At 70.2% G+C, this 23,521-nt stretch carries 24 protein-coding genes; 3 read left to right on the top strand and 21 right to left on the bottom strand.

The genetic code is table 11. The features are described 5' to 3' along the window. Positions 1-12: 12 nt before the first annotated feature. From ACFVGS_RS06645 to ACFVGS_RS06565, 17 genes are all read right to left on the bottom strand, one after another. A complete protein-coding gene (locus ACFVGS_RS06645; protein WP_385691053.1) occupies positions 13-894 on the bottom strand; it encodes a type II secretion system F family protein in 882 nt (293 codons plus the stop codon). Further along, entirely contained in the window at positions 891-1,799 is a 909-nt protein-coding gene (locus tag ACFVGS_RS06640; RefSeq protein ID WP_385691149.1) for a type II secretion system F family protein, read from the bottom strand. Before ACFVGS_RS06640 ends, ACFVGS_RS06645 begins: the two co-directional genes overlap by 4 nt. Further along, positions 1,799-3,295: a CpaF family protein gene (locus ACFVGS_RS06635; RefSeq protein ID WP_385691050.1), complete on the bottom strand. Its 1,497-nt coding sequence runs from the start codon at positions 3,293-3,295 to the stop codon at positions 1,799-1,801. Before ACFVGS_RS06635 ends, ACFVGS_RS06640 begins: the two co-directional genes overlap by 1 nt. Further along, positions 3,285-4,127 (bottom strand): hypothetical protein, encoded by an 843-nt coding sequence (locus ACFVGS_RS06630; protein ID WP_385691047.1) that lies wholly within the window; start codon positions 4,125-4,127, stop codon positions 3,285-3,287. Before ACFVGS_RS06630 ends, ACFVGS_RS06635 begins: the two co-directional genes overlap by 11 nt. Then, the gene (locus ACFVGS_RS06625; RefSeq protein ID WP_385691045.1) at positions 4,127-4,834 is read right to left on the bottom strand and encodes an SAF domain-containing protein; all 708 of its coding nucleotides are present in this window, start codon (positions 4,832-4,834) and stop codon (positions 4,127-4,129) included. Before ACFVGS_RS06625 ends, ACFVGS_RS06630 begins: the two co-directional genes overlap by 1 nt. Before the next feature lie 38 nt (positions 4,835-4,872). Continuing rightward, a complete protein-coding gene (locus ACFVGS_RS06620) occupies positions 4,873-5,514 on the bottom strand; it encodes an ATP/GTP-binding protein (RefSeq protein ID WP_385691042.1) in 642 nt (213 codons plus the stop codon). Positions 5,515-5,741: 227 nt separating this feature from the next. Next, complete coding sequence (locus ACFVGS_RS06615) at positions 5,742-6,329, bottom strand: hypothetical protein (RefSeq protein WP_385691039.1); 588 nt, start codon at positions 6,327-6,329, stop codon at positions 5,742-5,744. 220 nt (positions 6,330-6,549) lie between these two features. Next, positions 6,550-7,197: a hypothetical protein gene (locus ACFVGS_RS06610; protein WP_385691037.1), complete on the bottom strand. Its 648-nt coding sequence runs from the start codon at positions 7,195-7,197 to the stop codon at positions 6,550-6,552. Next, complete coding sequence (locus ACFVGS_RS06605) at positions 7,194-8,315, bottom strand: C40 family peptidase (protein ID WP_385691034.1); 1,122 nt, start codon at positions 8,313-8,315, stop codon at positions 7,194-7,196. The genes ACFVGS_RS06610 and ACFVGS_RS06605 overlap by 4 nt, the downstream gene beginning before the upstream one ends. Then, positions 8,312-10,666 carry a hypothetical protein gene (locus tag ACFVGS_RS06600; protein WP_385691032.1) on the bottom strand — a complete coding sequence of 785 codons (2,355 nt, stop codon included), beginning with the start codon at positions 10,664-10,666 and terminating at the stop codon, positions 8,312-8,314. Before ACFVGS_RS06600 ends, ACFVGS_RS06605 begins: the two co-directional genes overlap by 4 nt. Then, positions 10,663-11,052 (bottom strand): hypothetical protein, encoded by a 390-nt coding sequence (locus tag ACFVGS_RS06595; protein ID WP_385691029.1) that lies wholly within the window; start codon positions 11,050-11,052, stop codon positions 10,663-10,665. The genes ACFVGS_RS06600 and ACFVGS_RS06595 overlap by 4 nt, the downstream gene beginning before the upstream one ends. Further along, positions 11,049-13,637 (bottom strand): ATP-binding protein, encoded by a 2,589-nt coding sequence (locus ACFVGS_RS06590; protein WP_385691026.1) that lies wholly within the window; start codon positions 13,635-13,637, stop codon positions 11,049-11,051. Before ACFVGS_RS06590 ends, ACFVGS_RS06595 begins: the two co-directional genes overlap by 4 nt. Beyond that, positions 13,634-14,161, bottom strand: coding sequence for a hypothetical protein (locus ACFVGS_RS06585; protein ID WP_385691024.1), 528 nt, complete (start codon positions 14,159-14,161; stop codon positions 13,634-13,636). Before ACFVGS_RS06585 ends, ACFVGS_RS06590 begins: the two co-directional genes overlap by 4 nt. Continuing rightward, positions 14,158-14,472 (bottom strand): hypothetical protein, encoded by a 315-nt coding sequence (locus tag ACFVGS_RS06580; protein WP_385691021.1) that lies wholly within the window; start codon positions 14,470-14,472, stop codon positions 14,158-14,160. Before ACFVGS_RS06580 ends, ACFVGS_RS06585 begins: the two co-directional genes overlap by 4 nt. A gap of 14 nt (positions 14,473-14,486) precedes the next feature. Then, positions 14,487-15,464, bottom strand: coding sequence for a conjugal transfer protein (locus ACFVGS_RS06575; RefSeq protein WP_385691019.1), 978 nt, complete (start codon positions 15,462-15,464; stop codon positions 14,487-14,489). Between the two features lie 358 nt (positions 15,465-15,822). Beyond that, complete coding sequence (locus tag ACFVGS_RS06570; RefSeq protein WP_385691016.1) at positions 15,823-16,218, bottom strand: DUF6221 family protein; 396 nt, start codon at positions 16,216-16,218, stop codon at positions 15,823-15,825. A 151-nt stretch (positions 16,219-16,369) separates the two neighbouring features. Beyond that, positions 16,370-17,185, bottom strand: a complete 816-nt coding sequence (locus ACFVGS_RS06565) for a hypothetical protein (protein ID WP_385691014.1) — start codon at positions 17,183-17,185, stop codon at positions 16,370-16,372. 41 nt (positions 17,186-17,226) lie between these two features. On the opposite strand from ACFVGS_RS06565, the gene ACFVGS_RS06560 reads away from it, so the two are divergent. Next, on the top strand, positions 17,227-17,430 hold the full coding sequence (locus tag ACFVGS_RS06560; protein WP_385691146.1) for a helix-turn-helix domain-containing protein: 204 nt from the start codon (positions 17,227-17,229) through the stop codon (positions 17,428-17,430). Positions 17,431-17,505: 75 nt separating this feature from the next. Here ACFVGS_RS06560 and ACFVGS_RS06555 read toward each other — a convergent pair whose 3' ends face one another. Then, on the bottom strand, positions 17,506-18,327 hold the full coding sequence (locus ACFVGS_RS06555; RefSeq protein ID WP_385691012.1) for a hypothetical protein: 822 nt from the start codon (positions 18,325-18,327) through the stop codon (positions 17,506-17,508). Between the two features lie 325 nt (positions 18,328-18,652). Between ACFVGS_RS06555 and ACFVGS_RS06550 the strand changes: the two genes are divergently transcribed. Beyond that, a complete protein-coding gene (locus tag ACFVGS_RS06550; protein ID WP_385691010.1) occupies positions 18,653-18,919 on the top strand; it encodes a hypothetical protein in 267 nt (88 codons plus the stop codon). Between the two features lie 18 nt (positions 18,920-18,937). Here ACFVGS_RS06550 and ACFVGS_RS06545 read toward each other — a convergent pair whose 3' ends face one another. From ACFVGS_RS06545 to ACFVGS_RS06535, 3 genes are all read right to left on the bottom strand, one after another. Continuing rightward, positions 18,938-20,536 carry an ISL3 family transposase gene (locus ACFVGS_RS06545; protein ID WP_385691007.1) on the bottom strand — a complete coding sequence of 533 codons (1,599 nt, stop codon included), beginning with the start codon at positions 20,534-20,536 and terminating at the stop codon, positions 18,938-18,940. 330 nt (positions 20,537-20,866) lie between these two features. After that, positions 20,867-21,259, bottom strand: coding sequence for a hypothetical protein (locus ACFVGS_RS06540; RefSeq protein ID WP_385691005.1), 393 nt, complete (start codon positions 21,257-21,259; stop codon positions 20,867-20,869). Positions 21,260-21,837: 578 nt separating this feature from the next. Then, complete coding sequence (locus ACFVGS_RS06535; RefSeq protein ID WP_385691003.1) at positions 21,838-22,581, bottom strand: helix-turn-helix domain-containing protein; 744 nt, start codon at positions 22,579-22,581, stop codon at positions 21,838-21,840. A 657-nt stretch (positions 22,582-23,238) separates the two neighbouring features. On the opposite strand from ACFVGS_RS06535, the gene ACFVGS_RS06530 reads away from it, so the two are divergent. Continuing rightward, positions 23,239-23,502: a hypothetical protein gene (locus ACFVGS_RS06530; protein WP_385691001.1), complete on the top strand. Its 264-nt coding sequence runs from the start codon at positions 23,239-23,241 to the stop codon at positions 23,500-23,502. Positions 23,503-23,521 lie beyond the last annotated feature (19 nt).

Below are 23,521 nucleotides of genomic sequence, written 5' to 3'. Positions count from 1 at the left end.
GGGGCGGTTCAGTCAGATGGAGAAGATGTTGAGGACGGCCGGGAACGCCATGGCGATCATGGCGATGACGGCCAGCAGTGCTGCTGGGGTGTGGAGCTTCTCGCTGTCGGCGTTGGCGCGGGCCGCCTCCGCGGTGAGCAGCTCGCCCGTGAGGCTCTTCGCGCGGTTTCGCAGGGTGTCGTAGACGGAGGCGCCGTCGTCGGAGGACAGGCGCATGATGTCGGCGACGTCGGTGAGGACCTGCAGGTTCAGCTGGACGCCGAGGTCGTCGAGGGCCTGCCAGGGCGAGGACTTCTCCGTCCGGGCGCGCAGGAGGGCTTCCTGGATGCGGGCGAAGGCCCACCCTTGCCCGATGCGGGCGGCGTCTTCGAGGGCCTGGTCGGCGGCGACGTTGGAGGCCATGCGGGTGGCGACGAGGTCCATCCAGGCGCCGGCCGCGTGCGCGAACTCGGTGCGCGCCTTGGCCGCCTCAGACTTGACCGCCCAGTCAGGCACGAACCACAGCACGGGCGCGAGCAGGACACCGGCGACCGCAGGCAGGTAGAGCGGCACGCTGAGGCCCATGAGCACCCAGCCGAGCGCGGGGACGAGCGGCACGAGCAGTCCGAGCAGGGCCAGGGCGACCTTGTTGGTGACGAACTGCTCCGGGCTCTGGGCGAGCAGGTCAAGGTCGGCCCGCGGCAGCCGGCCAGGCATACGCTCGGCGAGACGTCCGGCCCACGCACCACCGAGGGCAGGCTGCCGGGCAGGTTGCTGTCCCGGGCGGGAAGCGGGCGGGTCCAGGCGCCGCAGGGCAGGGCCGAGGCGCGGTGCGGAGGGCAGCAGTTCGCCGGCCAGGAGGGCCGCTCCGGCGCCGATGGCGGCGCCGCACACAATCAGCGCGGTCTGACTCATGGCCTCTCCCCCACCGTGTCGGGCTGCTTGACGCGGCTGCGCGGGTCGTTGATCAGGAAGCGGGGCACGGGCTGGTGGCTGGCGAGGCGACGGGTCCACCACAGCACGGCGGCGAACGCGACCCCGAGCAGCGCGAGAACCATCTGGCCCAAAAGCGTGGTGTAGGGGGCGGTGTAGGGGATGAGGAAGCCGGCCAGGACGAGGCCGGCGCAGATGAGGGTCATGGTCCGCACCGCAGTGCGGGACTTGGCACGGTCGGCTTCGATCTTGCGGCGGGCGGAGACTTCCTCGCGCAGCTGGGCGGCGGTGTCCTCAAGGACCTGAGCGAGACCGGGGCCGGGGTCGACGGCACACAGGATCAGGGCCGCGCAGGCCTTGTCGGCGGTGACGTCGTCGAGGCGGTCGGCGAAGTCGCGCAGCGCGTCCGCGCTCTGCCAGCCAGCCTTGATCTTGTCGGCGAGTTCGGCGACCTCGGTGCCGATCGCCGGCGGCGGGTTCTTGCGGCTGGTGATCAGCGCCTGCTCCAGGGCGAAGCCGAGGCGCAGGATCTCCGACAGACGCTGGGTCCAGTCCGCGAGCGCCTCCAGCTTGGTGATGCGTGCCTTGCCGCCGGCGGTCGGGGTGAGCAGCCACGGGACGCCGATGACGCCCGCGCCCAGCAGCAGCGCGGCGACGAACGCGCCGGAGGCGAACCACACCACGACGAAGACGACCCCGGCGGAGGTGAGTAGGGCGCGGCGCCGGGCGGCCTGCGTTTGGGTACCGGGGCCACCGGACCACGCCGTGCGCAGGCGCGCGGCCGGCCCCGCGGCCTTGGGGGCGGTCGTCCCGATCGTGGCGACGATCGCGGCGAGCACGCCGCCGGCGACAAGCGAGCCGCACAGCGTCCACCAGAGAGCCCCCATCACGCACCCACTCCCCAGGCCGGCTGCTGGTCCAGCACGTGCGCGGGGAACCCTGCTGCCTCCAGGCGCCGGCGCGAGCGCGCCGAGAGCGGGGCGGCGGGCACCGGCCGCAGGTCGGTTTCGGAGGCGGGGCGGAAGATCTCGTTGTAGGCGGGGCGGCCCATCTCGCCGATGCCCGTGATCTCCAGGATGTGGGAGACGAGGCGTCGGCCGGTGTCGTCGACGGACATGAAGACGACGAAGTGCAGGCCGTTGGCGATCTGCCGGTAGGCGAGCTGCTCGGAGAAGTTGCCGCGGGCCAGCAGGTACAGCTCGGCGATGCGGTCGAAGACGACGTGCGGCTCGGAGGCGTGCATCGTGCACATGCTGCCGGGCCGGTCGCTGGTCAGGGCCTGCATCATCGCGGTGATCTCCGGGCCGCGGACCTCTCCGACGACCACGCGCTTGAGGCTCATGCGCTTGGCCCGGTACATCAGGTCGAGCAGGGTGATCTCGCCGGTCGTCTGGCCGTTGACGCGTTCGCCGTTGGACTCGCGGGCCTCCATCGGCACGACCTGGGTGTGGTAGCCGTTCTTGTGCGCCCACAGCTCGAACTCGGTCTCGATCGTGCCGAACCGCTCATGCTGCGGGATTTCGCGCAGCAGGGCGCGCATCAGGGTGGTCTTGCCGGAGGACTGCTCGCCGACGACGATCACGTTGCGGCGGGCCTTCACGCAGGCGCGCAGCAGGGCGGCGATCGTGGCATCCATGGTGCCGGCCTGGACGAGGTCCTCAAGAGTGGCGTGTTGCAGGCCGTGGCGGCGGATCGTGACGAAGGTGCCTTCGCCGGTGATCTCGGGGTGCAGGGCCTGCAGGCGGGAGCCGTCGGGCAGGCGGATCGCGGCGTCGGGACTCGCGGTGGAGAAGGTCCGGCCGGACTGCCCGGAATTGCGGATCAGGTCGCGCACGAGCTCCTGGAGCTCTTCCTCGGACTCGGCGACCGGTTCGGCGGGAACCGGGTCACCGTCGCCGGCGTACTTCAGGAACACCCGGTCGTGCCCGTTGATGTAGATGTCCTCGATGCGCGGGTCGTCGAGGTAGCGCTGGAGACGGCCGGAGCGGAAGAGCATGTCGAAGACGAGCGCGGCCAGCTGGTCTTCCTCTGCCGGGGTGACGACGCGCGTCTGCCGCGCGGCATCTCCCCAGACGGCGACGCGCTCGCTGATCAGGGCACGGGCCCGCTGCTCACGGACCTTACCCACGAGCGACGGATTCGTCTTCGCCTCGGCCAGCAGCTGGTTGTTGACCTGCCGCTTGAGCTCGCCGGCAGCCTTCGCGTCGACCCGGACGCGCGGCGCGGCGGCCCGGCCGGCCTCGTAGGCGGCCAGGACCGAGTTGCCGGCGCGGGCCGTGCGACGCGGGTCTTGAGCGGGAGGTCCCGCCGGGCGGGGCGGCATCGGCTGCGCGGTCGGCGTGCTGTGCGGGACGGGAGCGGGGTGCAGGGGGTCAGCGCGCACCGGGGACACCTCCCTGCAGACGCTGCTGGAGCGGGGAGGCCAGCCGGGCCCGGCGGGTGGCGATGTGCTGGCGGATCGGCGTGGTCGCGTCACGAGCGGCGGCCATCAGCTTCGACGTCATGAACTTGCCGCCCTCGGGGGCGCCGTCGGACAGCACCGCGGCCTCGTCCGGCCGGTACGGCAGGCTCGCCACGACACGCACTCCGAGCTCGCTCTCGACCTCGCGGGGACCGTTGGGCCCCTGCCGGATGAGGAGCAGGCCGAGCGCTCCCGCACCGCGGCCGGTCTCGCCGTCCATCAGCGTGCGCAGGGCCTTGATCCTCGAGTTGGCGGCGTGGAGGCTGCGGATGGTTCCGCGGACGACGACGAGGACCAGGTCGGCGCGCAGGGCGAGGACGCCTGCCGGGCCGAAGGCGCCCGCGCGCCCGAGGTCGACGATGACGTCGTGGCCGTGCTGCTCGATGCCGGCGAACAGGTCGGCGAGCTGCCCCCATACGGGCGTGAGGCTGGGGGCCTGGTCGATGGAGGTCAGGCCGGGCAGCAGGAGCCGGTTGCGCTCGCTGCGGCGTTCGTCGTTCTCCACGGCGATCAGCTGCGGCCAGAACGCGGTGACGAGGTCCTGGGTCCGGGAGGACAGGGCCAGATTCCGCAGTCCCCATTCGGCTCCGACTTCGCCCTGGAAAGCGCCGGGCAGGACCGCCCCGCCGTCCGGGTCGCACTCGGCGAGCACCATGCGCCGGCCTGGTTCCAGGGGCCAGGTCCGCAACAGCGCAAGGGCGCTGGTCGTCGCGCCGGGGGCACCGGGCAGCCCGACCAGGGTGATCACGGCCATCAGGACTCTCCGGGGGCGTCGACGACCAGGGCGACGTTCCCGGTCGCGGCCTGCGCGGCGAGTGCGGGACCGAACTGGGAGGGGACCGCGACGTCGACGACCGTGTCGCCGGTCGAGGCCTGCTTCTCCCCCACGCGCACGATCCGGGCGGCGATCTGCTGCGGCTCCGGGCGTTCGCCGTCCTTACCGGCAACAGTGGTCTGCCCGTCGGCAGGCGTGGCGACCACGAGCACCTTGTCTCCCGGGGACAGGCGGGTCGCCGGCATCTGGCTGGCCTTCAGCCCGATGCCGACGAGCCGCTCCCCCGGCTTGACCAGGGTGCGGGTGGTGACCTGGCCCTGGGTCAGCATCGAGCCCGGGGTCAGGGCGACCGCGGCCCGCTTGCCGACGATCTCGTCGCGGTCGGATGCCAGGACCGGCTTGAGGGCCGGGTCGAGCTGCACTTGGGCCTCGATCAGGTCGGCGTCCTTGATGACGTCGCCGGCCTGGACGGACTTGGCCACGGCAAGGACCGGGGTCCGCTCCCCCGTCGCCTGAAAGGCGAGGAACCCGCCGCTGCCGCCGGCGGCGATCAGCGCCACGGCGAGCGCGTACATGCCGGGGCGCCGCCTGCGGGCCCTAAACCCGGCCGTAGCGCTGGGGATCTGCGGGGGCGCCGCCTGCGCGGGCACCGAGCCCGCACCGGCCGGAACAGCCGTCTTACTCACGCTCTTCTCGCCTTTCCTCATGAATGCGACGCAGGGATTCAGCTGCCAACGGCCTGGAGCTCGCCCACACGGATGTCGACCGAGCTCTGCCGGGTCTGGGTCAGCTGCCCGCCCTGCCCGGACGAGGCCTGCCAGTCGATCGCCCAGGTCGACGTCGCGACCACGTGGTACGAGCCCTCGGTGGACGCCTTCGTGTAGCGGTAGCCGCAGTCCGGCGAAGGCCGGGCACCGAACGACGCCTTGTAGGGCGTCCCAGGGGTGGTGCAGGTGACGGTCTTCCCGTCGCCCATCTGCCACGCGATCCGCGCGACCTTCGCCGTCGCGGTGACCGTGATGCCGCCGGCGGACGCCGAGGCGACGTTCGGGCCGTACGTCTCTGGACCGGTCTCGGTCCACAGGTAGACGGGCATGCCGACCAGGCCCATCCCGCCGGGCTTCGGGGTGATCCCGATCTGCGGGCCGCGCAGCACCATTTGATCCACGGCCTGTTGTGCCAGAACTGCCGGATCGACAGCGGCCGGGCCGGGCGGCGTGGCCGCCCAGACGTTCCTGGTGACCGTGAACAATCCGCCGTCGGTAGTGCAGCTCTCCGTGTATACGGCGCCGTCGCCGGGCTTGTGCCCCTCCCAGTCCAGGCTGTCGGCCGGCGGCTGCGGGTCCAGCTTCTTGTACGTGCACACACGCTGCGTGGCGGGCTTCTCACCACCGCCACCCGAGCTACCGCCCGAGCCGGATGGGCCGCCGCTACCGCCCGTCGATCCCGGCACGTCAACCTCCACCTGACAGATGAAGGGGCCGCACTTCGTATCGCCCGTTCCGCCTCCGGGGGTGTCCGCGGAGGCGGGGACGGCGGCAAGCGTCGCAGCGCCGAGGACGAGGACGGCCGCGGCCGCCGCGCGTCGACGCGTCAGCACTTCTTGCCCTGCGGCTCGTCACGGATGACGCGCCAGCCTTCGGGCCACTTCTCGACAGTGGCCTTGATGACGTACCGAAGGAGCCGTTCCTTGGGGAGGGAGACCGGCTTCTGGGTCTCCGCGTCGACGACTCGCCAGTGGGAAATGTCCATGCAGCTGGAGATGACGACGTTCGGGACCTTGCGGTTGATGTCCACGCTCACAGCGGTCGGGTTGTCCACGGAGACCGTGCCGAGGATGAGCACGTTCTTCTTCCGCATGTTCGCGCTGTCGGTCTCTACCTGCGACAGAGCAGCGGAGGCTGCGTACTGCTTCAGGTCACCTGCCTTGCCCGTCTTATCGGCGTAGCGCTTCTCCACCTCCTTCCAATGAGAAAGGTAGGTGTCGACGGCCTGCTTCTTGGCCGACTCCTCCGGGTTCTCCGGAGTGTGCGAGGCCGTCGCGGGCGTAGGCGTGGCCGAAACCGTGGCCGGCGGCTTGGAAGAGGTCGGCTCATTCGTCGTGCAGCCGGTTGCCATCACTACGGCAGCGGCAACAACTGCGGCCTTTCGCAGGTGTTTCGAAGTAGTCGTGCGCTGCATCGAGTTCCTCCTGGGCATATGCGGCCGACCGGTCTCACCTGCGCGTACCGCGCTCGCCGCTACAGAAACAAACCGCAAGGTCGGTTCACAAGGTTACGCTCAACTGGCTCGAACTACACAGCCGGTAAGCGAACTTGACGGACTATGCGGGCCGGTACCGCAATGAATCCGGCGATTTCGGCACAGCGTCTTCCAGGCGGCCGGCAATTTCCGTGGTCAGTCATCGGACCGGCACCCACTCTTCCCCGCGCTGTTCGAGCATGACGGTGGCGGGACGACCGTCCTGGGTCTCCCCCGAGGCGCTGGTTCCGGCCCACACCAGCCGGACCGTGGCACGCTCGCCGGGGCCGTCGCCGCGGCGGGCGATCGCGGCCTGCACACGGACGTCGCGGTACGGGGCGCGCAGTGTCCGGTCGGTGAAGTACGTCGGCCATTGTTCGCGGCCGGCGCCGGTGGTCTCGGCGAGCCAGATGCGCACGGCGAGGGCGACCAGTCGGCGGGCGGTGGGTGCGGGAAGGTCGGCGGGCAACGAGTCGTCGAGGACTTTCTGGATGACCGGGTCGCCTGCGGGGCCCTCGCCCGACAGCGGCAGACCGCTCGGCGGTAGCTCGGGCTCGGTGTCGGCCGGGCCGGGTGCCAGCGCGCGGGTGACGGTCGCGGCGGGTCCCGTCGCGGGCGGCTGGCTAGCTGGCGTCATGCCGGCTGGGGTGCGGGGGACGAGGGAGGTGCTGGTAGCGGGGTGTTCGTCTGGGGCCGCGGTGGTGGTGGCCTCTTCCTGGCGGCCGTGGGTGAGGATGGCGATCCCCGCGACTAGGAGCAGCACGCCAGTGAGCAGGAGGCGCCGGCACAGGGCGGGGTGGCCGGTCACAGCAGCCGGGTCCCTCCCGCGAACCCGTGGTCCCAGAGGGGTTCGGTGCGGACGAGGGTTCCTGGGCGGGGGGCGTTGATCATCTGGTTGTTTCCGAGGTAAATGCCGACGTGGTGAATCGTGGAGTCGCTGGTGGGGTCGTAGGCGAAGAAGACGAGGTCGCCGGGCTTGAGGGCGCCGACGCCTGCCGTGGCGGGGATGCGGTTGCCGGCTCCGGCCTGCTGGGCTGCGGTGCGGGGCAGGTGGATGCCGGCCTGTGCGTAGGCGTAGAGGGTGAGACCGGAGCAGTCGAATCCGACGATCTGGGTGCCGCTCTTTCCGCTCGGTGAGCAGCAGATGCCGGTGCTCGGTCCTTGGGCGTTGCCCCCGCCCCAGGAGTACGGGGTGCCGGTGCGCGCGAGGGCGGCGTCGATGACGGTGCGGGCAGTGCCGGTGGCACCCTGCCCGATGGGGATCTGACCGGTGGCGAGCTGGCTGTAGCGGTCGATCCAGCCCAGGACGTCGCTCACGTAGGCATCGGAGTGGTTGTACTGGTAGATCGCGGCCCTGAGCTGAGTGCGGTCGGTGAGGTTGCGGTCACGGCCGCAGAGGTAGACGGCGGCGCCGAGCGCGGCGTCGTCGGCGTTGTGGGGATCGACTGCCTGGTCGTCGTTTCCGTCGCGGCCGGTCGTGGTCCAGGTGGAGGGCAGGAACTGGAAGGGGCCGACGGCGCGTTCGGCGGTCGCGGTGCCGTCGAAGCGCCCGTGGTCGGTGTCGGGGAAGGCGGTGGTGTTGCCGCCGGTGCCGGATCCGTCGAGGAGGGGTCCGAGGATGCGCGGGGCGATGTCCCCTTGGGGGCTGATGGTGCGGCCGGTGGCGTGATTCGACTCGATGCGGGCGATCCCGGCGAGCACGGCCCAGGTCAGGCCGCGGCAGGACGGGACCTCGCGGGGCAAGCGGCTGGCGGCGTTGTGATAGGCGGCGAGCATCCGTTGCGGGATCCCGGCGACCTGCCCGACCGTCTGCATCGCCGGCGCCCTGGGCTGGGTGTTCTGTGCGGCGGCGACCGCCAGGAGCACCACGGGAAGCACGAGCGCGGCCAGGAGCACGGCGCCGCATCCGAGTCCACGCCGCCTCATTCGCCCTCCCCCGCGCGCTCGATGCCGCCGGTCGGGCCGTGGTTGTCCCGCCAGGTCCGGCGCCAGGAACGCGGCGGCTCGTCCTCGCCCTGTGCCGCAGGCGCGGTGGCCGGGCTTGTGGCGGTCGGCCCGTGAGCGCGACGCCTACGGCGGCGCGGCGGGGCATGGGTGGCGGTGGCCCCGTATGAGCGCCGCTGCTCGCCCGGTGCCGGGGCGGCCGCGGCCGGGCCGGCGCCGAACGCGGCGGCGGTGTCGTCGAACCACCGGTCGGCAACGCGGCCGTAGTGGGCGCGCTGGCGGCCGAGTTCGTGGTGGAGGTCTTGGGAGGCGGCGGTGTTGAAGCGGCGCAGGCGCGTGAAGGTGGCGGGGGCGCCGACGCTCGAGTAGAACGCGGCTTTGGTGGTGCCAACCAGCACGCGTCCGACGCGGGTGCGCTTGAGCGAGGCCTCGAGACGGCTTCCTGCCGGCACGAGCCCAGCGGTCGTGGAGCGACGGCCCTGGGGGCCGCGGCCCGCGTGGTCGGGGGCCAGGACCAGGCCGTCGGGGCCGACCAGGTCGGGCTGGACGGGCTGGCGCGGCGGCCCGATGAGCAGGGTGTTGGCGGCGCGGGCGCCGAGCGCGAGCGGGGCGAGGGCCCGTCGGCCTTCGGTGAGGGCTTCGGAGGCGAACGAGCCGGAGCGACCGAGCAGGGCCGCGTGTGCGGGGAGCACGCCGCCTGCGGTGCCGGTCCCGTAGCCGAGGGCGGAGAACGCGGCCGCGGTCTGCGCGGCGCTCTCCCCCATCATGTGGCTGCCGCCGACCTTGGCGTAGCGCATGCGCTGGGCGAAGCGCTGCCCGAAGGCCCGGCTGCCCTGGATGATGCGGCGCTGCAGGACGATCGCGGTGACAGCGAGGGAGTCGAGGACGACGAGGCGTTCGATCAGCGAGCTGTCGCTGTCGGCGAGGACAGCGCGGGCTCCGACGCCGAACAGCGGGATGAACACGGCGACGGCGAACAGGACGAGCATCGAGCCGGCCAGGTAACCGCACCACCTCCACAGCACGCCGCGGCCGGGGCCGGGCAGGAGGGCGAGGGCGAAGACGACGACGGTGCCGACAGCGGCGATGACGCATCCGAACTGGGCGGTGATCAGGGCGACGGCGAGCAGGACGACGACGAGCGCGAGGATGATCGCGGCGACCAGGACGAGGAAGGCGCCGATGACCTTGTCCCACTCGTTGGTGCGCATGTAGGCGAAGACCGCCTCGCCGTCGGGCCCGAGCTTCTTGAACTCCTCGGCCCGGTTGGTCCAGGTCGCGTCCTTGGCCAGGCAGTAGTCGTAGGCGGGGCCCTTGATGAGCCGGCACTCCTCCCGCGCCTTCTCCGAGGGCGGGGCGGGCGGGGTGACGGACTTCAGGTGCACCGCGTACAGGGGGCTGTTCTTGTCGATGACCTGCCCGTACTGCAGGAGCATGTAGGGCTTGACGACGAGGGTGTCGGTGAGGGTGTCGCTGATCGGCTTGGACACGTCCGCGGCGTTCAGCGGCCGCTCGCCGGTCAGGCACGTGTCGCGGGCGGGGCCGGCCACGCCCGCGCACTGCTTCGTCTGGTCGGGCTTCGCCGGCGTGCCGGGGCTGGTCTTGGCCTGGTTTTGCAGGCAGAGGGTGCGGGCGGGGCCGGCGATGCTGTCGCACGGGCTGGATGCCGATGGCGTGGGGTTGCCGGAGTGGGCGGTGATGGTGGCGGCTTCGAGGGCGGCGCGCTGGGCTTGCTGGACGGGTCCGTCGTAGCCGAGGAGGACGGCCGGCTGGACGGCGGTGGTGGCGGCGATGCCGGCGATGAGGAGGGTGAGGAGGATTTCACCGGCGCCGCGGGCGACGCGGCCGCGCATGACGAGGACCAGGCCGAAGACGAACGCCCACGCCAGGCAGAGCCCGGCGAGCCCGAGGGGGCCGATGATCTGGCGCTCGTAGGCGTCGGAGAGGGTCTGCGCGGGGCCGGTGAGCTTGTCGATGACGGGAAAGCGGTAGACCCAGTCGATCAGCCAGCTCGAGAAGCCGGTGGTCGTACGGGCGAAGGCGAACATGCCGCTGCCGAGGAACCGGCGGACCTGGTCGCCGAAGTCGTCCATCTCCATCACGGTGCCGGTCGCGGCGCCGGCCGGGTCGGGGAAGTCGGCGCCTGAGGGCATTGGGTCGAGTTCGTAGCGGTCGAGCGGGACGCCTTCGGACGAGGGAACGTTCAGCGGCCCCAGGATCCCGCCCTCACCACCACTGGTGCTCGCTGCGGCGAAGGCGTCGCCCGCGCCGGCCGCCCAGACGAGGACGGCCATCGAGGCAACGGTGAGGAATCGGCAGATGGTGCGGTTCATCGAGCCCTCCGGCGCCCAGTGCCGACGCCGGCCAGGGCGGCCAGGACGGCCAGAACCAGGGCTAGCGATCCGGCCGCGAGCATGTGGGAGCTGTCCGCGGCGGCGGGTGCCGGGGCCGGCGGGGCGGCGCGGACGGTGTCTGGGCGGCCGGCCTGGAGGCAGAAGGCGTGCGCGGGGCCGACGATCAGGTCGCACGCCTCCTCCTGCGCGGGGTCGAGAGGGGTCGTCGGCTCAATGGCGAAGGCCTGTCCGGTGCGGGGCCACCACGCGCTGGGAAGGGCCGTGTTGACCGCGATGACGGCACCGAACACAGCGGCCACGAGCAGGATTGCGGTGAGCCACCGGGCAGCGCGTTCCGAGCGCGGGCGGGCGAAGGTGTGGCTCATCGTGTGCTCCCTGCTGTCGCGGGCTCGGAAGTCGTGGTGGAGGCGGGGGTGGTGAAGATGCCGGCGAGGATCCGGTCGACGTCGGGGACGAGGACCTTGAAGCGGCCGATCGCCATGCGCGGGTCGCGGGCGAGGAACTCGCCGGCCCGCTCGGTCTTGCCGAACGGGGACAGGTCGGTGGTGACCACGCGGACCAGGTCCTCGTCCGTGCCGTCCAGACCGAGCCAGTCCAGGCCACGCGCGGCGAGCACGGGGTCGGCGGTGCGGCCGAGGAAGCGGTAGGCGAGCAGGCCGCGGGTGGTGGAGGTGCCGAGTTCGTCGACGTCGTGACACCCAAGGCCGGTACCGGCGCCGTGCTTGCGTCCGTCGTAGACGATCTCGTCGATCAGCGCCTGGCCCTCGGCGGAGGAGGTGAGCCAGTAGGCCTCGTCCAGCGGCAGGAAGGTGAAGCGCGGGTCGGTGAACGCGGTCTCGCGGGCAATCGCTGCGATCAGGTAGAGCACGGCCCGGCCGATCAGTGCCTCCAGCGGCTGGCCGCGCATCAGCTCCGGGTTCGTGGCCGCCTCTCTGGGCGGCAGGGTCAGCCCGGTCGTGGTGATAACGACGAAGTCCGAGGAGACAGCGGACAGCAGGTCGAGCGGCGGCAGGGCAGGGTCGAACACGGACGCCGCAAGCGGCTCGTCGGCGGCAACCCGCAGCCACTCCGCCAGGGCATCGGCGCGCTGCCCGCGCGGGCTGTCCTCCTGGGCCATCTCCTCAAGGGCGGTGAGCACGCCGGCCATGCACGGGGTGACCGAGGACGCGGCCTGCTTGACAGCGCTCTTCAGCAGCGCGCCGTGTTCGGTCATCGGGCCGACGCCGAGCTGCACGGTCAGGTAGCTGAGCGCGTAGCGGGCGCCGACGGCCGGATCGGCGAAGACGCGCAGGGGGTCGATGGACAGCTCGGCGCTCGCGGCGTCGACGACCTGGCATCGGCCCTCGGCTGCGGCGCGTGCGTAGCGGGCCCATTCGCGGCTCTTGGTGCGGTCGATCGCGATGACCCTGCCGCCGCGGTCGACGATGCTGCCGGCGAAGAGTTTGAGGAGGGTGGACTTGCCGCCGCCCAGGTCGCCGGCGAGGCCGAGGGAGGCGGAGGCGTTCTTCGCGGGGGCGTCGGCGATGTCGAGCAGGACCGGGTGGGCGGTGCCGATGTCCTGGGAGAAGCCGACCATCGCCCCGGTCGGGTCGCCGAACGACTGGCCCGTGAGCGCCTGGTGCATCGCCCAGTCCTCCCCCAGCTGGTGCTGGACGTACTGGCGCACGGCCGGCGGCGTCGCGGTGGCCGGCAGGCCGAGGGTGAACAGTTCCTCCTGGCCGCCGACCGGGCGGACCAGGCGGTAGTTCGCGGCGCGCAGCCGTGCCTGGAGCGCGGCGGCGCGCTGGTCACACTCCGCCGGGGTCGCACCCCAGACGGTCATCGCGGTCACGGTTTGGACTTCGACCTCGACGCTGGTGCGCGAGGCCCGGGCGGAGAGGTCACCGAGGTCGTCGGCGGCATCGTGCATCGCCTCGGGCAGGCCAGTGGCGCGGCGGGCGGCGTACTGCTCGGCCTGGTCGACCAGGTCCCGCTTCTTCTTGGTGACGGCGGCGACGACCTTCTCCGCCGCCAGGAGCGTCATGTCGACGACCCAGTCAACGCCGAACGGGAGCCGGTCCAATTCGGCGAAGAACTCCGCCCCGACCGCAGTGAAGTGGCGAGGGATCTCCGCGAGAGCGAGGTGGGCCTGGAAGGACGTGCCGGACTCGCAGTCGACCTGGAGCCACCGGCGGGTGACCATACCGGCCACCCGGCCCTGCCGGCTCAGAAGACCGGCCTCATTGGCCAGCCTGGTGCCGGTGCCGCCCTCGAGGAGGCGTACGTGCCCGAGGTCGGCGTGCGACGGGGACCGGAGCTTCCCGCGCTCCAGGCGGCTGCCGCGCAGGGCAGACTGCTCGGCCTCACCGAGGAGTTCGCCGTCCAGGCCGCGCGCCACGGCATGCTGGTGCATCCACACGATCTCGGCGGGCAGCGCGCGGCGCAGCAGGATCGCTCCGGCGAGCTCCGCCTCCAGACGCGCCGCCTGCTCGCGGTACTCGGTGACCTCGCGCGCGGAGACCGGCGCCGGGGCCAGGCCGAGCAGACCAGACAGCTCCGACCACACGGAGCCGACGCCGGCGAACCACTGGGCCTTGGTCCCGGCCTGAGTGAGCGGGACCGCGAGCCACAGGGTGCGGCGGTGCATCTCCACCGGCTCGTCCAGGTCCTCCCCGGCGAGCAGGCGCAGCTGGGCGTCGGCGACCTCGGCCCATGCCGCGTGCCGGTGATAGTCGACGCCTTCGACGGTGCGGGCGACGACCTCGGCCGGGTCGACCCTGGCGCACAGCCCGTAGATGCTCGCGCTGCCGGGCAGGGAGCGGACCAGAGTCGTCAGCTGGGCTTGGAGGTCGTCGCGGGTGCGGTCGCTCATGTAGCGGGAGCCGTGGGGCGCGAGCGACCAGATCGCCCACACAGTGCCGGAGGTCGACCACACGAGGTGGTCGACGATGTGGCGGATCTGCACCTTCATCGTGGGCTCTCCTCTCGTCGGGTGTGCAGGAGTTGCTGGAGCGGGGTCGGGAGCGGGCCCGAAGCGGTACGCGAGGTGGACGGCCTGGTTGTGTGCGCGGTGGGGCGGGCGCTGCGCGACGACGGGCGGACCGGGCCCGGGGCCGTGTGCTCGATGAGGAAGGAGCCGGTGAGCGCGTGGGCACCGGCCGGGCGGGCAGTCCGGCCAGCGATACGTCCGGAGGCCGGCTGCAGGGCCCGCTGGAGGAGTCCGTAGGCGACCCACAGCGGCATGCGTCCGCCGATCCGGCTGGCGCGGGCTGCCCAGACGGCGAAGCCGAGGGCCCCGAGCGGAATGGGTCCGAGGACCGGCCACCACCAGGCGAAGGTCTTGATCAGTGCGAAGACACCGACGCCGAGGATGATCAGCTGGGGTGCGTTGTAGGGGCCGAGCCACAGCACGAAGTCGCCGATCTTCCCCATCACCCAGGGGAAGGTCCGTGCCAGGGTGTAGCTGCGGCCCGTGCGCGCGGTGGTGGTGCTCATGCGATGGGCCCGGGTGCCCCGTCGCCGTTGTGCGGGGTGTGGTGGGCGGCGGGGGCGGACTGCAGGTCGGTGATCTCCTGCTTGAAGGCGTCGGCGAGGTCGGTGCGGGCGTAGTAGATGCCGAGGCAGATCGCCAGGCCGAGGACGGCGCCGATGCCGGCCTTGATCGACATCTTCTTGATGACGGTGATGGCGACGATGGCGATGAGGAAGAGCTTCAGGGCCCGCTCGGACCAGTTCTCGCCGAGGCTGAACAGGCCGTTGCCGATGTTCTCGAAAGCGGCGGCGAGCACGACGGGGCTGGTGTTCATGGCAGTGGTCTCCTTCAGGAGGCGGTCGTGGAGGTGGAGGAACCGGAGTCGAGGGCGGCGATCTCCCAGCGGCCGGCGCGGGCGGTCAGCGTGAGCGCGTAGGTGAGCGGCCACCGTCGGCCTGCCGAGTCGGTCGCGACGACGTCGGCCCGCACCCGGATGCGTGCTCCGTCCTGGCTCGGCTTGTGGTCACGGTCCGGACGGTCGGCAAGGACCCGCTGTGTCTCGACGGTGAGGTAGGTGGTCGGCGGCAGTGGCGGCAGGACGGTCCCGGGGGCGAGATAGCGCTCGGCGCCGCCCGCGCTGCCGAGGTAGGCGGTAAGGAACCCCGTCACGCTCTCGGCGAGCGGCCGCTCGGTCACCGCCGTCGTGAACGGGGAGTCCGGCAGCCGCGCGAGAGCGGGGCCAGCGACCTCGCTCGGCGACCCGGCCGTGAAACCCCACGCATCGCCGGCGGTGCCGCGCTGAGCGGTGACGGTGACCGGGACGGTGAAGTACCGCACGCCGGCACCCTCGTTGCTCTTCTCCCCCGCCGTGTCCGACATGTCGGCGGCGACGGTCACGGTCCAAGCGCCGTCACCTGCGGAGACGGTTCGCACCGCGACGATCTCGTCGACGGCAACGGGGCTCTCACCCCACGCGGGCGGCCGCACGGAGGGCGCCATCGTCTTCAACGTGCGGGTGGCTGGGTTCTGCTCGCTGGTTCCGCTGCGCAGCCACACGCCGAGGAAAAGCTCCGCGAACCCGGCCGGCCCCTGGCTGTCGGACGGGGCCGACAGTGTCGACGGGCGGACCACAGGTGCGGGCTGGGTGGGCCCTGCCGGGGCGGGCCGCGACCATCCGGTCAGCAGGGCAACCGGGCCGGCGGCGAGTGCCGCCCACACCCCGGCCCTTACGAGGGCGGCACGCCGCATCCGCAGGAGACGCGGAGTGTCCGCGGTGTCGACAGAACGGGTGCCCCGCCGGTCACGGCGGGGCGAGGAGAGGGCCATGGTGGCTCCCGGGAGAGCTCGGAGGAAGTGGACACTCCGACTCTCGACAGGCCACTCACCATGCCGCTGACCACCAGTACGCACCAGGCGTCACGTGGCCATAACTCCTATTGGTATCCCTGATGGTGAGTACGTGGGTGGCTGTGGAAAATCACTCGCCATGGCGACGCGTCGCCGACGCCAGAGGCCGACAGCTCGGTAACAGTGCAGGTGGCGAGTACGACGTAGGGCGCCCGCTCCTTGTGGAGTCGGACGCCCTACGACTTGGTTCCCAACTCCGGTGCGATGACGCTCTGATCACGACGCGCCGGTAGGAGAACGCCGATGGCCTCGGCGTCCACTACCTCTTCGTCCCAGCTCACAGCCTCCACCGTTCCTGGTATCCGGGCTGTGACGCATAGGGCGCGGCGAGCAGACGAAGCATCTGCGGGATCTCCGCGGCGCCTTCCTGGCGGGACGGCTCTACCGGCCGGGGCCGGTAGACCTCCAGCACTGCCCTCTTGAAGGCGGCTTCGCTCATCACCCGCACCGGGTCGTGGCGCGCGATGTGCTGGGCGAGACCGGCGGGCAGTTCGATCGTCGTCTTCGACTCGCCCTGGTCCTGCTGGAGGAGCAGGTGCTGGGATCCCCATAGGTAGTCGACGGCCTCGATCCGGTCGTACCCCACCTCGCGCGCGACCCGCTCGTCGGCGTCGAGCTGGTCGTTGACGAAGTCGAAGATCTCCTGAATGGGGTCAGTCTGGGGTGTCTCCAACAGCTTCTCCCCTGCGTCGATCTTGGCTCTTGAGAAGAAAGATTATCTGGAGCCAGACGTACCGATGCCCCGAACGATCAGCGATCCGGGGGCATCACACTCAATAGTTTCGTTACGAACGACTTCTGTGAGAGCGATCCTAAGCTCGAACCTAGATGTGCGCCGTCGCCCGCTCTTCGTACAGACGGAAGCCTCGGTCGACCATCTTCACCCCGAAGTGCGTGGCGTAGTACAACAGAGAGATGCTCCCGGTGACCTGCGCCAGGGCAACGCTCCCATCTGACGCCACGACCTGGTGGTCCAGGAACGCCAGCGTCCCGGTGACGTCCCCGTGCGCAAGCGAGCTGCATGCGCTCCAGATCACTTCAGCCTCGTCCTCGCCCATGCCCAACTCCAGGCCTGCTGCTCGGACGATGCGCTTGTAGGAGGGGCGGTTACTGCCCCGCAGGGCCTTCCTTGCGTCGGCGGGCGCAGCGCCAGCAGCGACAAGCAGGTCTTCCAGGCTCTGGAGGCGCTCCTCCTTCGTCTTGACGATCGGTGCTCCGACCAGCTCCCGCACCCGGTGCCCGCTCTCCACCTCCTTTGCCTGCAGTCCCAGTCGTCGGGTGATGCGCTCCAGGCGGCTCGCCGGCTCCAGAAGCCAGACCGCGCGGGCTGCGTTCTCGAAAACACCCCGTGCCAGAGAGGCCTGGGCGTGGGTGTGGATCAGGGCGGAAGCGCTTCTCGGGCCGCGGTTGGTGATGAGAGACGAGCGGAGGCACTGCAGGTGGTCGACAGCCACCGTCAGGGCATGCCACGCGCTGTGGGACACCTGGTGAGGGTGGCTCTTGGCATCGTCACCCGCCAAGGAGCTGCGGGGCTGGACCTCCCACTGACCGCGGTTCTCCTGGGTGTGTGCATCGAGCCGCCGCGTGCCGTCCAGAAGGGACAGCAACTGACGGATGTACTGGCCCTCTTTGTCCGTCATGCCGTTGATCGTACGTAGTACAGGGCATGTTCTGGGCTTGAATTTGCCACCCGAGGTGCCCCACCGTCGCCACCGAGGAAGTCATCAAGGCCGCCCGCGACCTGCTGCCCGACCGCGGCCGCTCGATCACCTCGATCGCCAAGCTGCTCGGCGTCTCCCCGGGCACGCTTTACAACCACATCTCGGACCTGCGCGAGCTGCGCGCCGGCGCAGTGCCCCGCCAGCTCGAAGCCCCCACACAGTAGGCACTCTGAACCTCAACTACTCGCACCCGGTCCCCTAGCGCAGCAGTTGCGAGCGCAGCCGTCTGACCGGGCTCGTCAAGTCACCATCACCAGCATGCGAACAACCCCGGTTTCCTTGTCCAGCGACGACAGAGCCTTGCCGATGATCGCGCCTGAGGCGCGCGCCCTGTCCTTCACCTGCATTGCACACCCGGGCGACGGCGAAGTGGTGAGCAGGTCACCCGGAGAAATCGCCCCATATTGCGCGTCAACCACCACGTAGACCTGGCCAGCCAGCGCGACCGCTACCTGATGCGAACTCACCTCCGCGCTTTCCAGCTCGCTTTCACCATCGCTGTCCGTCCCGGGAATGTCGCCGTCGCCCAGCACCACGCCAACCACCCTGGTGTCACACTCCGCGGTGCACGGTGCGAGAAGGCCGTCGTCTCCTATGACCAGCACAGCACCGGGATGGACCTCCCTCTCCACGTCAAACATCTCCGCGTATGCGCCAGACGCTCGGACTCCGCCCTTGACTTTGATGGGCTTCTCGAAGAAGGCGGAGAACTGCCCAGCGGTGGTGGCCATGAAGGAGCCTGGTACCTCGACATACGGTGAGATCCTGACGCGCCCCTCAAAGACTCCTGCCCAAAGATAGGCCTTGGCGTAGATCCCGTATCCGTTGGAGCCACCGCTTGCATACACGCCTGCGGCACCGTTGGACGCCTGACCGGTGGTAGCCCCGTAGACGCCGTACCAGGAAGAACTCTCTCCGGCGACTGCGGTCCCGACAGCCTCCCCCTTGACTCCGTATCCCCCGGTGGATTTACCGAAAACGCCATGCCAGTTTTTGCTGTCGCCCGACAGCGCTGTGCCGTTGTCTACGGTCGCTCTCACGGGTTCGTTGTAGTCAACCATGCCCGTCTCCAGGGGGTATCTGAGTGGTGCAGCCTGGTCGCGTGGTCAACATCGGTAGGCTGCCACGCTGAGGAGGTGCGTTTGTCCCCACTATTCGACGCTACGACCGCGCATGAACGATAGCAACACTGCGTCGATTCAGTTAAATCCGCAATAGATGACAGGGAAATGGAATGCTCATGCATTCGCGACGTACGCGCGTGGCTTTGTCGATGAGAATGGGTTCTGGTCCAACTTCTGTGGCGAGGTGACAGGGAGTGTTGTCAGCCGCATGTGATTGGGTGCGCGGAGAGTTCGGCAGCCGTCGCCTTCGGGGGGATCGTCCATGTCGCAGTACCCGTCGCTGACCCGCGCCCTGGCGGAGGCGCTTGTGGACCTCGCTTGGTTCGTCGAGAGCGCGGACGATGATCACTTGGATCAGGACGATGCGGTGAAGGCACTGGAGGGTGTCGCCGCGATGGTGGATCGCCTGTCGGACTCCCAGCGTGGAGAGTTCCAGCAATTGATCGAGGCGATGACGGCGGCCGAGACAGATCCCGGCCGCCGTGAATTCCTGGAGGCGTTCCCCGACGGCTTCGGTCTCGTGGAGTAGCTGCCGACCGGCTCAGGTTCAGGACGCGAGGAGAACTCGCTTCCGCAGGAGCGCAAAGCCGGCGCGTCCATACATCTGTCGCTTCAGCATCTTGATCCGGTTGACGTGGCCCTCGACGACGCCCGAACTCCAGGGCAGGGTCAGTCCGGCAGTGACCGCGGCAAGGTCTCGTTCCAGACCGTTTGCGAAGGCGTGGAGACTCGGCAGGTCGTCGGCGCGGACCGCTTCGATCCACTGCGGGAGCCGGTCGCCTTGGAGCTCGGTGATCATCCTCCCGAACGCGCGGACGTGGCGGGTGAGCGCGTCCAGTTCAGGGCAGTGCGCGAGCACTGACTTCAGCTTGAGTCGCTCGTTCTCCGGCAGGGTGTCGGGGTGGGTCAGGATCCACCCGGCGACGGTCCGCGGCGACGGTGGTCGGGCTGCCGGTGCGGTCGGGGTGGTGCGAAACGGCTGTAGGTAGGCACGGACGGCTCCATAGCCGCCGCGGTAGCCGTGTGCCTTGATCTCTTCCCAGAGGGTCCAGGCGTTCGTGCAGCCCTCAACCCACCGTTCGTTCAAGTACGGCTTGAAGTCATCGAGCTTGGTCCTGCGGTTCTGCCACTGTCCCTGGAACAGGTCTTCCGGGGCCGCGGCGTCCGCCAGCCGTTGGACGGTGCGGTAGGTCATGCCGAGCTGACGCTGGATGGAACGTCGGCTGTGGCCGGCGGCCACCAGCGCGTGGACGGTGGCGTGCTTGGCACGGGTGCGGTCGGCGAAGCGGTGTCCGGTGGGCCATGGCGAGCCGCCGTCCGCCGGTGCCTGGACCTCTGCCCTCTCCGGGGCAGTCTCGAAGGTAGTCGCGCGCAGGCACGAGCGATGGCGGGAGATACACCGCTCGGCGGCTTCGCCAAGGTTGCGCCAAAGGTGGAAACGGTCGGCAACCTGGACGGCGGTGGGTGCCCCGATGCCGGCACCTTCTGCAAAGAACGGAGCACGGTCACGGCAGACGACCTCGATCCCCGGGCGTTCGGCCAGCCAGGCCGCGACCGTGCCCGCCTCGCGATCCGGCAGCAGGTCAACTGGTCGGCGGGTCTCAACGTCGACCAGGACTGTCCCGTAGACACGTCCCTTGCGTATCGCGTACTCGTCGACACCGACCACCCGCGGGGTCCGCCGCTGAGGCTCCGGGAGCGCGTCGACCAGTCGCAGGACCGTGTTCCGGCTGGCCCTCGCCCCGAAGACGTCGGCCAGCCGGGCGCCGGCTCGGCCGGCCACCGCGAGGCCGACCTCGGCCAGCGCCGACCGCATTCGTTCGGTCCGCTGGCTGTGTCGGCGGGTCAGGCCCGTGACCTGCTCGACGAACGTCCGCCGCCCGCATGAGGCGTCCTCGCACGTGAACCGCCGGACCCGCAGCCGCAGCACCACCCGCCGTCCTGCCACGGGAAGATCGGCGGGAAACCGCAGGTAGGAGCCGTGCACCCGCCCCGACCAGCCTCCGCAGCCCGGGCAGCGAGCCTTGGCCGTCCGGGATCTGACACCGATCCGGATCACGTCGCCGTCGTCCTGCACCGACACGACCCTAATCTCCGAAGCCGACAGGAAGAGCAGCTCTTCTAGCCGGAGCAGTACCTCGCGCACAGCCCAGAACCATCAGCCCGAACGCCGCCGTCACCGGCCGTTTCCAGACGATCTCGGAAGACGCGCGAGCAAGATCAACGGTCACAGGCAGTAGGCACACCACAGAAGTTGGACCAGAACCGCATGAAGTGAACGAAGCCACGTGGAGTTCACCGACGTGGAGCCCATCCAGATCGAGCTGTAGGCCAGCCTCTTGCACTGGCGCCGCGTCCCCGGCATTCCATCTGCCAGGGACGCGGCGGTTCGCATCCTGCCGAAGGCCCGCCACGGTCAGCTCATCCGCGCGGCACGGCTACGGCCCACCAGGGTTCAAGGGTGTGGGGCGTGCCGTCAGGCGGTGATCCAGGGGCTGCTCGTCGTGCCGCGCTCGATGCCGCGGAAGCTGGTGATCACCCAGCCGGTCTCGGTCCAGTAGGTTCCGCAACCGGGGTCGGCTCCATTGGAGTCGCTGACAACGTCGTGGGCGATCTCGCCGCTTCGGTTGTTCTTCAGGTAGAACTCGGCGTAGACGCCGATGTTGTTCTTGGCCGTGTCACACACTTCGATCTTGGTGTGGCTGGTCGTTACCCGGACGCAGCCCACTGTGCTGCCGGCGGAAGCCCAGCAGACCCAGTTGGTGTCTTGAGCGGCCGCGGGCGAGCCGCCCGCCAAAACGGCGCTGGCGCCGGCGGCCAGCGCCAGGCCAGTCAGGGCGGTCTTGCGGGGCCAGGGGATGGATCGCACGTTCGTCTCCTTTGAAAACGGGTTAACGCTGGATGTACCGGTAACTCCCAGTCGGAGCCACACCCCGCTGAATGAGCCCTCGCTCAGAGGGCTGCCGCGGAACGCGCGAATACCTGGGGGCCGCTTGCCCTGGCCGGCGTTTCCGGCCTTCTTCCAAGCGCTGCCCGCAGGGCGGGTGCCGCTGAACAGACACGTTCACCCTCTCGCCGATGCCATGACCTGCCTACCGGGGGCTGCCCAACCATCCTCGAACCCGACGCATCGGTTCGCCTTGGACATTCATGCGAAGGTTCGGCTCTCTTCAGATCGCTGCTACACCACTCGGTGGGACACCATCCGTCTCGTCGAGGTAACGGCGAACCGTCCTGGGCAGGTGTCCCGATAGCCCTGCGGGGCCCGTCGTTGGCACGCGAAGCCGGGCGGGGCCTCATCCGGAGGTGGTGGGTCATCAGAGGGTGACGCGCGTGTGGGACGTGGAAGCCGCAACCCGCGGTTTCGCCGAGCTCGGCGATGATCTGGCCCGCCAGGGCATGTGATGTTGATGGGTAGCGAGCACGGGTGCCTGGACTCAGGCGTGTTCAGGGGCGGGACAAGCGGCGCATCTCAGCAGGGGTGGCATCGCGGTGGCGGCGCATCACCCGGGTGAGATGGGCCTGGTCGGCGAACCCGTAGCGGGCCGCGAGGACGAGCAGGGATGTCTCGCCCGCGTGCAGGTCCTCCAGGACGGCGCGGACGCGAAGCTCGTTGCGGTACGCGGTGAGAGTCATGCCGGTGACGGATCGGAACACACGGCTGAGGTGATGGGGGGAATAGTCCACCCGTTCAGCCAGGGCGTCGAGTCCGAGAGTAAGGCTTTCGGCGGCCAGAGCCTGGGCCGCATCAGAGACAGCACGTCGACGCTGTCTATCGACGGCCACACCGCGCCGGCTGCCGGGCGAGGCTGGGACGAGCCTGATTAAGGCGTATAGCCGGTCGGCCAGTTCGAAGTCGTCGATGCCGCGGCGACAGGCCACCAGCACGTCCCGATGCACCCGATCGAACTCCCTCGTCATCATAAAGTGGCCTACCGGTAAGCGAACCGCCAGTTCCTCCGGCAGCCGCAGCTCGGTCCCCAGGTCCATATCGCCCGTCGGATGGGCCACCTGCCGGTCTTGGCCCTCGCGCAACACCACCCCGCCCATCCGATCGACGTAGAATTCCCGCCCCTCGACCCGGTGGAGGAAGCCCCCGACGCGCTGCAACCACAGCGCGTACACCGGGCCGGGGCGCGGCGCGGTGAAGCGGCGGTGATCACTCAGACAGGTCACCTCCAGTACCGTCATGCCACAAGCAGCTCCCAGCCCGATCGTGCGCCCTCGCATCCCGCCTCCCATTGGCCAAGCCCGATCACCGATCTCCGCCACCGCATGGTCGCAATCGACGACCAATCGGGGCAGCCAGCCTGGACGAACCAGGCCAGCATCGGACGGTCCTTCCTGGGGGGCCTGGATAGGAACCGCTCCCCCGCGGTCCGAAACTGCCCGATGAATCGTCCGCCATGACCGGACCGAAAAGCCAGATGTTCGCCCCGAACACCGACGTGACGGGACGAATACCAGCGAGGCGACGGTCCACCGCTCCCCCACCGGCGAGCGGGTCCGGGGGCACCACCTATGCCCACCCATGCCCAGCCCGCGGGCCACATAGAACAGCACGGCCGCCGACGGGCAGCGGCACGGGCGGAGCCCACCGCGTCCGCGGGGCAGCTCCTGCCCGGTCAGGTAGTCGACCTGGCTCGGGGCTGAGTGAGCTGGAACTGGACCGGTTCCCGAAGGTAGGGAGCTGGCGGAGCGGGGTTGGTTTCTCGCTCCTGAGGCGACGCCGATGTGGGTGTTCCTGCCCTCATGTGGCCGCGGAAAGCCCGGACGTGGGTGCCCGAGGATCAACCCGCTGGGAGATCGACACCACCTTCGACGCGGCCGGCAGCTGCTGGGCGTCGAGTGCCGTCCCGTCCCGGCGGCGGCGGCGGCGGAAAAGACGACCAGGATCGGGACGTCGCTGCGGACCCGGCCGCCGCCGGGATCCCGCCGCGTCGAGCGAGCCGGCTGTGGCTGCTGCGCCCGGTCGGCGACTTCAGCGAACTGGACGCGGTGCTCGACCATCTGTGCACCGTCGCCGAGGAACGAGAAGTCCCGGTTGAACTGTCCGCCGATTTCGCGCGACTGTGCGTGAGGGAGATGCAGGCCCTCGCGGGAAAGGACTGACAGCTCTTCCCGACCTGAT

Origin of the sequence: Streptomyces sp. NPDC127114, assembly GCF_042677525.1 — a bacterium.
Lineage (GTDB): Bacteria > Actinomycetota > Actinomycetes > Streptomycetales > Streptomycetaceae > Streptomyces.
This window is presented reverse-complemented; position numbering and strand designations above follow the sequence as displayed.

Bases quoted from the DNA above. Each gene is read 5' to 3' on its own strand.
- ACFVGS_RS06645 (WP_385691053.1), bottom strand. From the start codon at position 894: ATGAGTCAGACCGCGCTGATTGTGTGCGGCGCCGCCATCGGCGCCGGA.
- ACFVGS_RS06640 (WP_385691149.1), bottom strand. From the start codon at position 1,799: ATGGGGGCTCTCTGGTGGACGCTGTGCGGCTCGCTTGTCGCCGGCGGC.
- ACFVGS_RS06630 (WP_385691047.1), bottom strand. From the start codon at position 4,127: ATGGCCGTGATCACCCTGGTCGGGCTGCCCGGTGCCCCCGGCGCGACG.
- ACFVGS_RS06615 (WP_385691039.1), bottom strand. From the start codon at position 6,329: ATGCAGCGCACGACTACTTCGAAACACCTGCGAAAGGCCGCAGTTGTT.
- ACFVGS_RS06605 (WP_385691034.1), bottom strand. From the start codon at position 8,315: ATGAGGCGGCGTGGACTCGGATGCGGCGCCGTGCTCCTGGCCGCGCTC.
- ACFVGS_RS06600 (WP_385691032.1), bottom strand. From the start codon at position 10,666: ATGAACCGCACCATCTGCCGATTCCTCACCGTTGCCTCGATGGCCGTC.
- ACFVGS_RS06595 (WP_385691029.1), bottom strand. From the start codon at position 11,052: ATGAGCCACACCTTCGCCCGCCCGCGCTCGGAACGCGCTGCCCGGTGG.
- ACFVGS_RS06590 (WP_385691026.1), bottom strand. From the start codon at position 13,637: ATGAAGGTGCAGATCCGCCACATCGTCGACCACCTCGTGTGGTCGACC.
- ACFVGS_RS06585 (WP_385691024.1), bottom strand. From the start codon at position 14,161: ATGAGCACCACCACCGCGCGCACGGGCCGCAGCTACACCCTGGCACGG.
- ACFVGS_RS06580 (WP_385691021.1), bottom strand. From the start codon at position 14,472: ATGAACACCAGCCCCGTCGTGCTCGCCGCCGCTTTCGAGAACATCGGC.
- ACFVGS_RS06575 (WP_385691019.1), bottom strand. From the start codon at position 15,464: ATGGCCCTCTCCTCGCCCCGCCGTGACCGGCGGGGCACCCGTTCTGTC.
- ACFVGS_RS06565 (WP_385691014.1), bottom strand. From the start codon at position 17,185: ATGACGGACAAAGAGGGCCAGTACATCCGTCAGTTGCTGTCCCTTCTG.
- ACFVGS_RS06555 (WP_385691012.1), bottom strand. From the start codon at position 18,327: ATGGTTGACTACAACGAACCCGTGAGAGCGACCGTAGACAACGGCACA.
- ACFVGS_RS06550 (WP_385691010.1), top strand. From the start codon at position 18,653: ATGTCGCAGTACCCGTCGCTGACCCGCGCCCTGGCGGAGGCGCTTGTG.
- ACFVGS_RS06535 (WP_385691003.1), bottom strand. From the start codon at position 22,581: ATGACGGTACTGGAGGTGACCTGTCTGAGTGATCACCGCCGCTTCACC.